The following is a 12945-nucleotide window of genomic DNA, read 5'->3' on the forward strand; positions in this document are numbered from 1 at the left end:
CCAAAAGGGTGGCGTTCTTGCTATTTATTAAGCTTTGAATTATAATCCAAACGCCTCTTTAATGACATCCACGTAATCCAATTTCTCCCAAGTAAACAATTCCACTTCCACGGTTTTCTGTTCGCCGTTAGAACTTTCAAATGTTTTGGTAATAGTTTGGGGTGTTCTTCCCATGTGACCATAAGCTGCGGTTTCGGAATAGATGGGATTGCGAAGCCCTAAACGGGTCTCGATACCGTAAGGTGTCATGTCAAAAATTTCCCCTATTTTCGCTGCAATCTTGCTGTCGTTGTAAGGAACGTTGCTTTTACCATAAGTATTTACGTAGATGCCCATAGGGTCCTTGACGCCAATAGCATAGGATATTTGTACCAAAATTTCGTCTGCTACACCAGCCGCTACTAGGTTTTTAGCGATATGGCGAGTCGCGTAGGCTGCTGAACGGTCTACTTTAGATGGATCTTTTCCGGAGAATGCACCGCCGCCGTGTGCACCTTTCCCACCATAAGTGTCCACGATAATTTTACGCCCGGTCAGGCCGGTGTCGCCGTGAGGCCCGCCGATAACAAATTTTCCAGTCGGGTTAACATGGAATTTGATGTCGTCGGTAAACAACTTTTGTAAATCTGGTTTTAATTGTGCTTTTACACGCGGGATCAGAATGTTTTTGACATCGTGTGTGATTTTTTCCAACATCGCTTCTTCTGTCGCAAAATCGTCATGTTGGGTAGAAATGACGATCGTATCAATACGTTGTGGTTTATGATCGTCGCTATACTCCAGTGTAACCTGAGACTTTGCATCCGGGCGTAGATAGGTTATCTCGTTATTTTCCCGGCGTAATGCAGCTAGTTCATACAACAAGCGATGGGCGAGATCTAAAGCCAGGGGCATATAGTTTTCGGTTTCGTTGCTCGCGTAGCCAAACATGATGCCTTGGTCACCGGCTCCTTGTTCTTGTTTGGTTTTACGATCCACACCTTGATTAATTTCCGCAGATTGTTCGTGAATGGCAGATAAGATGCCACAAGAGTTTGCTTCAAACATATATTCAGACTTGGTGTAGCCTATTTTCTGAATCACCGAGCGGGTAATTTTCTGAACATCTAAATAGATTTTAGATTTTACTTCGCCGGCTAAAACAACTTGTCCGGTTGTTACCAAGGTCTCAATAGCGACGCGGGCGTTTTCATCCCACGCCAAAAAGTTATCAATCAATGCATCGGAAATCTGATCCGCTATTTTGTCAGGGTGTCCCTCCGACACCGATTCGGATGTAAATAAATAAGCCATTATTATCTATATCTTTTTGATTGAACGTACGAAAGGAGTTGTCTAAGTAGAAGTGGAAAAACGACTGTAATTCTGGTTTTAGCACTTTTTTTTACTGTGGTTGCAATCTCCTTCTGCCATATTAATTAATATGTAGCACGCAAATCAGTCCACATTTTTCGTGTACAAAAGTACAATTCTTTATTCAAAAAATGAGAATTAATCTTTTTTCCACTTTTTTGCCCGAAAAAATAATAGACAAACAGTTAAGGCTAGATATCCTTTTGTTATTTCTCAACTTCATTTTTTTGCGAAAAAATCACGAAGTGCTAACCCTACCGTTTAAACTAATTGCTAATGGCTAAGAAAGTAACAAAGAATCCATTATCTTTATAAACTATTTCCGAATAAAGTTATGCGTCAACGTAAGCGAATATTGTTTGTTATTAACCCCATTTCTGGAGGGAAAAAGAAGACGGCGTTTAATAAGCAAGTGCTAGAAGTGCTGGATTTAGAAAAATTTGATCCGACATTCAAAATCACCGATCATGCTAACCATGCCTTTGAATTGGGACGATTGGCAATTGCCGAAAGGTATGATGCAGTTGTGGCGGTGGGAGGAGACGGTACAATCAATGAGCTAGGTTCTGCTATATTAGGTACGGATATGCCTTTAGGGATTATACCAGAAGGTTCAGGAAACGGATTAGCACTTTATTTAGGTATCCCACTTAACGAATCCGCCGCTATTAGACGTATAAATCGCTTCGAAACCGTTGAAGTCGATACAGGTGTGGTCAACGGACGTCATTTCTTTAATATTGCGGGCTTAGGTTTCGATGCTTCGGTGAGTGATCGCTTTGCTACGGACAATATCCGAGGACCGATCGGCTATTTGCGTTCCGCGATTAATGTGCTAAGTGATTTCCAACCTAGTATCTATACCCTAACGATCGACGGGAAAGAGCATAAGAGAGAAGCCTTTATGGTGAGTGTCGCCAATTCGCCGCAGTACGGTAATAACGCATATATCGCTCCCCATGCGTCGATCAATGATGGGGTGTTAGATGTGTGTATTGTGAAGAAATTTCCGCTTTATCTATTTCCAAAGATGGTGTTCCATTTGTTTACGAAAAGTGCTGATCAGTCGGAATATGTGGAAATAATCCCCGGAAAGGAAATTACGATTCTACGGGACGAAAAAGGTCCGGTACACGTAGATGGAGAGCCTGTAGAAATGGGAGAGAAGCTGGATATCACGATCAAACCGAGATCATTGAAAGTTATTTGTTGAGACAAAGGATGGATTGCTAATGCCGTCGGATGAAAAAGGCATAGGCATTTTGTAAGAACTAGAAATATATGACAAAGAAAAAGAAGCAACGTTTTGAAGGTATCGTTTATTCGACGTCAGACGATTTTGAATATGTAGACGCTGAAAGTACGGAAGAAGAAGAGACTTTACCGGCCTCGCAGCAAAAGCTAAAGGTTTTATTGGACCGCAAGGCACGGAAAGGAAAAGTTGTTACAATTGTACAAGGGTTTATTGGTACAGATGGCGATTTGAACGATCTCGCAAAAAAGTTAAAACAAAAATGTGGCGTTGGCGGAGCTGCAAAAGACGGAGAGATCTTGATACAGGGTGATTTTAAGCAGAAAGTTTTTGATTTGCTGCGCAGCGATGGGTATATTGTTAAATTGGTTGGAGGTTAGAGGGTTATACTAATACACGTGGTGCTTCTACGCGGAAAATGGCTGCCTGACACTAGAAATTATGACAATCGTTTGATGATGTTTTCGTTAAAAACTTGATTTCCCTTTCGTGAGTAAATACTTACTTATTTTTTTCTGTTAATGATTTTTTAATTTGCATAAACCAAAAAAAATGGTTTTCATTGTAAAATATTAGCGCGGTATTAACGTTAATCCGTAAAGCTAATAGCATATTTAGAAAGGATACGGAACCGCTGATGGTTTACTAATATGCGACGCATTGAAAGATGTATAAATTAATGTCTGGAAAATTTTATTTTTAACACAAAATAGTATATTTGTTTTGCGCTATAGCAAAATAAATGCTCTTGGATTGCACAAATTGAATTAAATATTAAATATTAAACAACAGTAAAAATCTAAAAATTAGTAAAATGGCAAACGCACCAAAAACTACTGCTCCTGCTAAGAAACAAGAAAGCGGAAATTCAGGAAATTTATTTGCGAGTTTAGCAATCATTATTTGTTTCGTGATTGGTTTCGTCGTATATAAATTCGTAATGGGAAATCCTTCCAACTTTATCGACAACAATCCCGATAACCAACCTCTTCCTGGTAATTACTTAGGGATGGTTTACCACGCCGGTGCTGTAGTGCCCGTTCTTTTAGGATTATTCTTAATGGTATTTGTATTCGCGGTAGAGCGCTTCATTGTTATCGGTAGAGCTTCCGGTACAGGTAATGTGGGTAACTTTGTGAGAAAAGTGCAATCGTTGATTAACGGCGGTAATATTGATTCTGCAATCACGGAGTGTGACAAACAAAAAGGATCTGTAGCAAACGTGGTAAAAGCAGGCTTATTGAAATACAAAGATGTTTCAGCCAACGTGGGCTTAGATGCAGAAAAATCTGTCGTAGCTATCCAAAAAGAAATCGAAGAAACTACCGCATTAGAAATGCCGATGTTAGAGAAAAACATGAATGTTTTGGCTACTTTGGTGTCTATTGGTACGTTGGTTGGTTTGTTAGGTACAGTAACAGGTATGATCAAGGCGTTCTCTGCTTTGGCAACCGGTGGCGCTCCAGATTCAGCAAAATTAGCGAACGGTATCTCCGAGGCGTTGATTAACACGGCAACAGGTATCGCAACATCTACTTTCGCGATTGTTTTCTATAACATCTTGACTGCTAAAATAGATAAATTAACGTATTCTATTGATGAGGCTGGTTTCTCTATTGTACAGACGTACGCTGCAAACCACAAATAAAAAAATCACAAATTCTTTTATGGAATTTGTGAAAGATATACATCATAGTTATAAAAAGATAAGAATTGTTAATTAAAGGAAGTAAAGATAATGGGTAAAGCAAAGGTAAAAAGAGCTAGTACCTCCATCGACATGACAGCGATGTGTGACGTATCATTCTTGCTTCTTACATTCTTCGTATTAACAGCAACGGCACGTCAGCCTGAAGTTTTGGTGGTCGATACCCCTGCTTCTACGAGCCCGGAAAAACTGCCAGATGATGGTCTGGGAATTATTTCGGTGGCTGATGGTAAAATTTTCTTTGGCGTGAAAAACCCGAATGTGCGGGAGATAACGTTGAAGAACATGTCGCAGAAATATAATGTTAATTTTTCTGCTGAGGAATATGAGAAGTTTAAGCAGTTGGATGAATTTGGTGTTCCGATTAAAAATCTTCGTCAGTTGCTTTCACTGCCAGATGAACAAAGAACAGAGAGCATTCAACCAGGTATTCCTGTAGATAGTACGGAAACCAACTCCAATGAATTGTATTCTTGGGTGCAAGAAGCGCGTCGGGCAACGATTGAGTTTAATCGCTCTCGAGAAGGGGAACAGAACTTCGTGGATCCAGGGCCGATGAAAGTAGCTATTAAGGCAGATGCCGAAGAAAAGTATCCGGTAATCAACCTAATTATTGAAACGCTACGTAATCAGAAACAAAACAAATTTAGTTTTGTGACCGGGTTGAGACACGAGAATTAACGCATAAACGAGAATAAAATGGCAGAATTAAATCAAGATAGTGGTAAAGGCGGAAAAGGCGGAAAAGTAAGAGCCAAGAAAGCAGGTGGTAAGGTCGATCTGACCGCCATGGTTGACTTAGCGTTCTTATTGATTACCTTTTTCATGTTAACCACGTCACTCAATACGCCACAAGCTATGGACGTAGCTATGCCTGATAAAAATAAGATGGATGCCAACGATAATTTGGAAATAGCAGATAATCGTTCCATTACGCTTTTATTGGGATCGGACGACAAAATCTCTTGGTATTATGGTCAATTAGCGAAACCGATCTACCCGCCTACAACGATAGATTATGGTAAAGATGGGATTCGTCAAGTATTGCTCCGAATGCAGAAAGAGGTTCCTCAGCGTGCTGACGGGAAAGATTTGATCGTCGTGATCAGGCCTAGCGAGAAATCTGTACAACGCAATCTAGTAGATATTCTGGATGAAATGCGTATTGTGGATGTGAAGCGCTACATGATTTCAAAAATCAATAGTGACGAAATAGAAGTGTTAAAAAGCGAAGGTCTTTTTAACGATTAATCGCATAATTAAGTAAAGTATGTTTGGTTCTAAATTAGATATATTCAAAAAAGAATGGCTTGATGTCGTTTTTGAGAATAGAAATAAAGAGTATGGTGCCTATGACTTACGTAAGTTTTCATCAAAGGCAACCAATGTTGCGCTATTCTCTATCGTTTCGGTTGTTCTTGTTTTGAGTGCTCCAAAAATGTTTAACATTAAGGTGTTTCCGGATAAGCCAGTGGAAGAAGCTCCTGTAATTACGGAAGTAACCCTGGAAGATTTGGATATACCGGAGCCCGAAGAAGAGGAAGAAGAGCCACTTCCACAGGAAGAGGAACCAGTTCAGCGGATTGCACAAGAACCACCAGCCGAGGATTTGGTGCGTTTCCCAGAGCCGAAAGTGGTGCCTGAAAGCCAGGTAAAAGAGGAAGTGGTCTCCCAGGAGGAGATAAAAAAGGAAAATAAAACGCCAGCACGGATTACCCTGAAAGGTACTAAAGGTGCTTCGGGTGTGCCTACTGGAGAATTTGGTCCGAAGAAGGTAGAGGGGCAAATTACTGGTAGTGCTACAGGCGACCCGGATGGTGGTGCTGACAAGATCTTCACTGCGGTAGAGGTTAATCCTGAACCACACGGAGGCTTGAACGCTTTTCGGGAATGGGTAGGGCGTAATTATAGCTATCCGCAAGGTGCTATAGATGCGGGAGTAAAGGGACAAGTTGTTGTTTCTTTCGTAGTGGAACGCGACGGTAGCTTAACGGACATCAAAGTGATAAAAGACTTGTCGTATGGTACTGGTACTGCCGCTGTAAATGTGTTGAAAAAAGCGAAACCTTGGAAACCGGGTATTCAGAACGGTCGTCCGGTTCGGGTGGCTTATACATTGCCTATTACGTTGAACCTTCAGCAATAAGCATGACTAGTTTGTATAACAACAAAGAAAAATTTAGACAGAAATCGCCAACAAAGCGATTTCTGTCTATTTTAGGGCTAGCGATGTTTGCCTTCTATTTTATTTTGGGGATTCTAATTATTTTTTGGGATAAATTTCCATTAAACATTGATGCCGCCTATAAAAATGTGTTTGGTATTTTGCTCATCGTTTATTCCTTCTTGCGTTTTGCCCGGTTATGGCAGAATAATTTTATTAGATAAAAGCGATTACAAAAAGATTGATTATTAGTCATTCGTTATTCGAATAATATGAAGTACATACTTAATTTAGGTTTTTTAATAGTTATACTATGGGCTTTTTCAGGTTGTTCCACCTGTACACGTACAGAACAGGGGAGTACTTCGTCCGAAGAGAAGGTTACGAGCAGTGGCGCGAAGGAAGATATCTTGATAGGTGAACTTAATGTGGTGGTGGACGAGACAGTTTTGCCGCTGATTAAAGAACAAGAAGAGGTGTTTTTGTCGGCTTATCCCAACACAAAATTGAACATTATCGCTAAGCCCGAGTTGCTGGCCGTCCGTGAATTACTATCCAAAACGGCAGGAGTTGCTATCTTAGCGAGGGAGCTCAACGAGAAGGAGTACGATTATTTCGAGAAACGTTCTATTAAACCCCGGGTATTTCCAGTATGGACAGATGCGATTGTGGTTGTCGCTAATACTAAACAGCCGGATACGACCGTTACTATTTCGTATCTTATTCAAGCGATGAAGGGCGAGAGTGTCGATCAGAAGAAAATTGTTTTTGATAATTTGAATTCGAGTACATTCCGTCATTTAAAGGAATTGGGCAAGCTGGATAAAGTAGCCGCTAATTTTGTGGAAGCACAGGCGAGCAGCGAGAAAGTGCTTGAGGCGGTTGCGAACGATCCAAATAAAATTGGGGTTTTGGGTTTTAACATATATTTAGATTTAATCACATCGTTTCCTGGTAAGGATAATATTCGTGTCTTAAGCGTCCAAAACACAATTGGGGAGTTGGCGGATAATATATATTATAAGCCAAGTCAGTCTACCATCGCCGCAGAGCAATACCCCCTGCGCCGCACTTTTTACGTGCAAAACTATCAGCCTAACTTAGGATTAGGTATTGGATTTTCTGCATTTTTGACGGGGGATAGAGGGCAGCGTATCGTATTGAAATCAGGCTTGGTTCCTGCTGACATGCCCGGCCGTGACATTATTATTAGGGACGAGATCCCACTTTGAGTCAATTAAACATTTCCCCAGATATTTAGTCAAAGTACAAGAGATTAAACAAAGTATAAGGAATATGTGCAAGGAAAAAAAAGATGTAATTCGTTTAGGTTTTGTAATAATTCCTGTTAAATTCGTGAGTTAATTAGTATAAAGGAAAAATAGAATACAAATAGATTATGACAAGAAGCAAATTATTTTTAAGTCTATTATTGGCGGGTGCAGTAGGTTCTGTTAGTGCACAGAGCTTAAAGGATGCGAAGGCGGCTATAGCCGAAGAGCGATATGATGAGGCAAAAGGTATGCTCCAGAGGTTGGTAGAAAAGAAAGCAAAAGATGGTGAGAATTGGTTCTATCTAGGACAGATCCACCTAATTAACGATAAAGTCGATTCTGCTGCGTATGCCTTTAATCAGGGCGTAACCAACGCGCCTAAGGAAAAATTGAATAATGTTGGGTTAGGTATTGTCGACCTGATGAAAGGTGATAAAGTGGCTGCGGAAACAAAGTTTTCAACAGCTGTATCTGACTTAGGAAGAAGGGAGTATTTGCCTTTATTGTATGTCGGACAGGCATATGTCAAAGCGCCAGAGCCGGATTATACCAAAGCTATTGAGTATCTAACACAAGCGAAGGCGAAAAACCAAAAAGATCCAGATATATTAATTGCGCTGGGGGATGCTTACGCTGGCATGGGTGAAAGTAGCCAAGCTTTTGTAAGTTATCGCGATGCCGAATACCTTGACGAGAGTTTGTTGGCTCCGAAAATCGGGCAGGCTTTGATCTCAAGAAGGGCGCAGGCTTATGACGTGGTTATCGAATCGCTGACTAAACTGTCGGGCGAGAATCCAGACTACGCTCCATTGTACCGTGAACTTGCAGAAACATATTATCTATCGTCTCTTAAAGCGCCGGAAGATTCTTATCGTGAAATTAACCAGAAAGCATTAGAATTTTATCAAAAATACCTAAGCTTAACAGGGGATGCTACTGTGGAAGCGAAAACACGCTATGCGGATTTCTTAGTTTATTCCGGTAACTATGAAGAATTGAAAACGGTGGCGCAGGAATTAGCAAATATGCCAGGTGTGGACGCGAAGGTGTACCGTTATTTAGGGTATATCGCGTACAATCAGGACAAAGATTACGCGAAAGCTGCGGAGCATATGAATACCTTATTCTCTAAGGTAGAGCAGGAGCGTTTGATTCCACGTGATTACTTATATGCGGGATTGGCCAATTTGAGCGTAGGTGATGCGGAAAAAGGTGAGGCTTTGTTGAAGCAAGCGATTGAGAACCAAACCGAGGAGGATAATTTGGAAACTGAAATCGCCGAAACAGCATTTGCTAAGTATCAGGACGGCGAGGTAGAGGAAGCAGTTAAAATCTTTCGTATCCCAGCGGTGAATCCCGAATCGGATTATTACTTCGATGCTAATTATTTCGTGGGTCTAGGCCAGTATACTAAAGGGTCTCGATTGGTTTCTCCAGCGGAAGGCGAAGAGATAACCCCCGAGTTGGGAGTACAGAAAATTGCCGCGGCAAAACCAGTGCTTGATGAAGCTATTAAATCATTTGCTACTGTTATCGCCACGGAAAAAGAGGATGTAAAGAAAAAATATCTAGTAAACTCTTTGTATTACAAAGGTTTGTCTGAATTGGCGTTGGATGGTGTAATGTATGATCCTGAAAATGCAAAAGGATTGTTTGTGGATTCTTTTACGCAATTGTTGCAGAGTGTGCAGAATACGGAATTGCCCGAAACTACAGTAAATTCCTACATTGTCGATGCAAATAATTACTTGGGTTACTACTTTTATTTGAAAGGAGAAACAGAAAAAGCCAAAGGACATTTCCAAGAAACAATTAAGGTTAGTCCGGATGATGAATTTGCTGGACAATTCGTTGATCAACTGTAATTTAGAATGATAACAAATAAGAAAGGGGCTGATTATAGCCCCTTTTTTTGTTGCGAAAAAATGATATATTTGTTTGAAGCAGAACATAACTAGGAAACTGAAAATATGGAAAGTGTAACCTTTGATAGCACCCCTGTAGATTATATTCCCATCCTCATACAATTGGGAGTGGCTGTCGCGTTTGGTGTATTAACGATTATCGGAACACATTTGATTGGGCCGAAAGTTCGTACCGAAAATAAGTTGGGTGCATTCGAGTCGGGTGTGGAGGTCATCGGTAACGCGAGGCAACCTTTTTCCGTTAAATATTTTATGGCGGCCATCTTGTTTGTGGTGTTTGACGTGGAGGTTATATTTATGTACCCTTGGGCGGTTAATTTTAGAGAAATGGGCGTGGACGGCCTATGGAAAATGGGGATCTTTTTGAGTATTGTCGTTCTCGGTTTAGTGTACGAGGTAAAACGCGGTGCGCTGGATTGGGATTAATAGCAAAATAACAGAAAATCATGAGTAAAGTGACATTGGCGGAAGCGCCACCAGGCGTAGAGGGAGCAGGATTTTTTGCGACGTCTTTAGATAAAGTGATCGGGCTGGCCAGGGCAAACTCCCTATGGCCGCTTCCGTTTGCAACATCATGCTGCGGAATCGAGTTTATGGCAACGATGGGTTCCACATATGATTTAGCTCGTTTCGGTGCGGAACGTCCAAGTTTCTCGCCGCGACAGGCAGATATGCTGCTGGTTATGGGGACAATAGCCAAAAAGATGGCGCCGGTCTTAAAACAGGTTTATACGCAGATGGCGGAGCCGCGCTGGGTAATAGCCGTGGGGGCTTGTGCTTCCAGCGGTGGGATTTTTGATACTTATTCGGTGTTGCAGGGTATAGATGAGATTATTCCGGTGGATGTGTATGTTCCCGGCTGTCCGCCGCGCCCCGAAGCCATATTGGATGGGGTGTTGAAATTACAGGAAATCGTGAAGAATGAATCCCTAAATCGCCGGAATACGCCGGAATATAAGGCTTTGTTGGAAAAATATGGAATAGTGACAGATAATGGATAAGCTGGATAATCAAATCGTTATAAATCATCTGCAGGAACAATTTGGGGAGCAGGTGCGTGTCCTCACAGAATCGCACGGTTTACTTACCGTAGTCACGGAAGCTAGTAATATTTTAGATTTGCTCGCTTTTGTTAAAGAAGATGAGCGATTGCGCTTTAATTACCTGACGGATATTACTGCAGTACATTACCCGAATGACGAACGACCGTTCTGTGTGGTATACCATGTGCATAATCTGTTACAGAATCTGCGCCTGCGGATAAAGGTATTTATCAGTGGGCCGATCCCGACAGTTCCGTCGGCCACGGCGCTATGGAATGGTGCCAATTGGATGGAACGCGAAACCTATGATTTTTTCGGAATAGTGTTTGAAGGGCATCCCGATTTACGTCGTATTCTGAATATGGACGAATTGGACGTCTTTCCAATGCGTAGGGAATATCCACTTGAAGACCCGAATCGGGTAGATAAGAAAGATTTTTATTTTGGACGTTAAATCCTAGAGGAGAGTAAAATGAGTAAACCGATAACCAAGATAACCCCGAATGCAGCTGTGTTTTTTGATAACGATCCGCAGGATGAGCTGATTACGCTCAATATTGGGCCCACGCATCCGGCTACGCATGGGGTGTTTCAAAATGTTGTGCAGATTGATGGGGAGCGTATTGTAAGTGGTGTCTCTACGATCGGTTATATACACCGCGCTTTTGAGAAGATCGCGGAACACCGTCCTTTTTATCAGATTACACCCTTAACGGATCGACTAAACTATTGTTCGTCGCCGATAAATAATATGGGGTGGCACATGACTGTAGAAAAGTTGCTGGACATTGAACTGCCCAAGCGGGTGCAGTACATGCGGGTTATTGTAATGGAGTTAGCACGTATCGCTGACCATATCATTTGTAATGGTATCTTAGGTGTGGATACGGGTGCTTTCTCTGGATTCCTCTATGTGATGCAGGAGCGGGAGTTTATTTACGAAATTTTCGAGGAAATTTGTGGTGCGCGCCTGACGACCAATATCGGACGTATTGGTGGGTTTGAACGTGATTTTAACGAAGTAGCTTTTCGTAAAATCGAGGAGTTTCTAAAACGTTTCCCGCCAGTGTTGAAAGAATTTGAAAATCTGTTTGTTCGTAACCGTATATTCATCGAGCGAACAGCAGGTGTTGCGGCGGTAACGCCGGAAGTAGCGCTGGACTACAGCTGGTCAGGCCCGATTCTTCGTGCAACGGGCGTAGATTATGATGTCCGGGCGACGGCGCCATATTCATCATACGAGGAGTTTGAATTTGACGTTCCGGTCGGGACAAACGGCGATGTATACGACCGTTTCATGGTACGAAATGACGAGATGTGGCAATCGCTACGCATTATCGAGCAAGCTTTAGAGAAAATAAAAAAAGAACCTATAGGTGTATTTCATGCCGATGTGCCGGAATTTTATTTGCCGCCGAAAGAACAGGTATATACGAATATGGAAGCGCTGATTTATCACTTTAAAATTGTGATGGGCGAATGGGAAACACCAAAATCGGAAGTTTACCATGCGGTAGAGGGTGCAAATGGCGAATTGGGATTTTATCTTATACATGATGGAGGGCGAACGCCTTATCGTTTGCATTTTAGAAGACCATCCTTCGTCAATTATCAGATGTTTGCACCCATGAGCAGCGGGATGCTTATCTCTGATGCGATTATCAATATGAGTAGTTTAAACGTTATTGCGGGAGAATTAGATGCTTAGTGTTAAAGAAAATATGCTGGTAGAATTTGACGCTCCTTTATTGGAACAGTTTGCGGAAGTGGTCGCGCGTTATCCAGAGGGGCGACAGAAATCTGCGCTTTTGCCGATTTTGCACCTCGTGCAGGCGGAATATGGCTGGCTGAGCTTGGACGCTATGGATAAAGTCGCTGCTTATCTCAGTATACGGCCCATTGAGGTATACGAAGTAGCTACATTTTATACGATGTTTTTTCTTCAACCGAAAGGCAAATATGTATTGGAGGTTTGTCGCACGGGTCCGTGTTGCTTGGTGGGGGCTGAGCGTATCATGCAGTACATAGAAAACAAACTTGGTGTTAAAGAAGGTGAGGTAACGACAGACGGACTATTTTCCTGGCGAGGTGTAGAGTGTATGGCTGCGTGTGGGTTTGGCCCGGTCCTGCAAATCGGTCCGGAATATACATTCTATGAAAACCTGACGGAAGATAGCGTGGATCAATTGATTGATGAACTGAAGCAAAAAGCACAAAGAAAATAAG

Annotated in this window: 14 protein-coding genes; 13 read left to right on the forward strand and 1 reads right to left on the reverse strand. The window is 41.9% G+C overall.

Features of this window, described 5'->3' with window-relative positions; genetic code table 11:
- Positions 1 to 39 precede the first annotated feature (39 nt).
- On the reverse strand, positions 40 to 1293 hold the full coding sequence (gene metK / locus LKO28_RS12995) for a methionine adenosyltransferase (RefSeq protein WP_227695364.1): 1254 nt from the start codon (positions 1291 to 1293) through the stop codon (positions 40 to 42).
- A 394-nt stretch (positions 1294 to 1687) separates the two neighbouring features.
- Between metK and LKO28_RS13000 the strand changes: the two genes are divergently transcribed.
- The 13 genes from LKO28_RS13000 (at position 1688) to nuoE (ending at position 12944) form a co-directional block, all read left to right on the forward strand.
- On the forward strand, positions 1688 to 2566 hold the full coding sequence (locus LKO28_RS13000) for a diacylglycerol/lipid kinase family protein (protein WP_227695365.1): 879 nt from the start codon (positions 1688 to 1690) through the stop codon (positions 2564 to 2566).
- Between the two features lie 68 nt (positions 2567 to 2634).
- Entirely contained in the window at positions 2635 to 2985 is a 351-nt protein-coding gene (locus tag LKO28_RS13005; RefSeq protein WP_227695366.1) for a translation initiation factor, read from the forward strand.
- Between the two features lie 434 nt (positions 2986 to 3419).
- Positions 3420 to 4253: a MotA/TolQ/ExbB proton channel family protein gene (locus tag LKO28_RS13010; RefSeq protein WP_227695367.1), complete on the forward strand. Its 834-nt coding sequence runs from the start codon at positions 3420 to 3422 to the stop codon at positions 4251 to 4253.
- Between the two features lie 90 nt (positions 4254 to 4343).
- Positions 4344 to 4994, forward strand: coding sequence for an ExbD/TolR family protein (locus LKO28_RS13015; protein WP_227695368.1), 651 nt, complete (start codon positions 4344 to 4346; stop codon positions 4992 to 4994).
- 18 nt (positions 4995 to 5012) lie between these two features.
- Complete coding sequence (locus LKO28_RS13020) at positions 5013 to 5564, forward strand: ExbD/TolR family protein (protein ID WP_227695369.1); 552 nt, start codon at positions 5013 to 5015, stop codon at positions 5562 to 5564.
- A gap of 19 nt (positions 5565 to 5583) precedes the next feature.
- Positions 5584 to 6459 carry an energy transducer TonB gene (locus tag LKO28_RS13025; protein WP_227695370.1) on the forward strand — a complete coding sequence of 292 codons (876 nt, stop codon included), beginning with the start codon at positions 5584 to 5586 and terminating at the stop codon, positions 6457 to 6459.
- Positions 6460 to 6749: 290 nt separating this feature from the next.
- The gene (locus LKO28_RS13030) at positions 6750 to 7709 is read left to right on the forward strand and encodes a PstS family phosphate ABC transporter substrate-binding protein (RefSeq protein WP_227695371.1); all 960 of its coding nucleotides are present in this window, start codon (positions 6750 to 6752) and stop codon (positions 7707 to 7709) included.
- A gap of 167 nt (positions 7710 to 7876) precedes the next feature.
- Entirely contained in the window at positions 7877 to 9616 is a 1740-nt protein-coding gene (locus tag LKO28_RS13035; protein WP_227695372.1) for a tetratricopeptide repeat protein, read from the forward strand.
- A gap of 105 nt (positions 9617 to 9721) precedes the next feature.
- On the forward strand, positions 9722 to 10102 hold the full coding sequence (locus LKO28_RS13040) for an NADH-quinone oxidoreductase subunit A (RefSeq protein ID WP_227695374.1): 381 nt from the start codon (positions 9722 to 9724) through the stop codon (positions 10100 to 10102).
- 20 nt (positions 10103 to 10122) lie between these two features.
- Positions 10123 to 10677, forward strand: coding sequence for an NADH-quinone oxidoreductase subunit B (locus tag LKO28_RS13045; protein WP_190315471.1), 555 nt, complete (start codon positions 10123 to 10125; stop codon positions 10675 to 10677).
- On the forward strand, positions 10670 to 11173 hold the full coding sequence (locus LKO28_RS13050) for an NADH-quinone oxidoreductase subunit C (protein WP_227695376.1): 504 nt from the start codon (positions 10670 to 10672) through the stop codon (positions 11171 to 11173). The genes LKO28_RS13045 and LKO28_RS13050 overlap by 8 nt, the downstream gene beginning before the upstream one ends.
- A gap of 18 nt (positions 11174 to 11191) precedes the next feature.
- Positions 11192 to 12427 (forward strand): NADH-quinone oxidoreductase subunit D, encoded by a 1236-nt coding sequence (locus LKO28_RS13055; protein ID WP_227695377.1) that lies wholly within the window; start codon positions 11192 to 11194, stop codon positions 12425 to 12427.
- A complete protein-coding gene (gene nuoE, locus LKO28_RS13060; protein WP_227695378.1) occupies positions 12420 to 12944 on the forward strand; it encodes a complex I 24 kDa subunit family protein in 525 nt (174 codons plus the stop codon). The genes LKO28_RS13055 and nuoE overlap by 8 nt, the downstream gene beginning before the upstream one ends.
- Position 12945 lies beyond the last annotated feature (1 nt).

Origin of the sequence: Sphingobacterium sp. FBM7-1, from assembly GCF_020687765.1 — a bacterium.
In the GTDB taxonomy this organism is placed as follows: Bacteria; Bacteroidota; Bacteroidia; order Sphingobacteriales; family Sphingobacteriaceae; genus Sphingobacterium.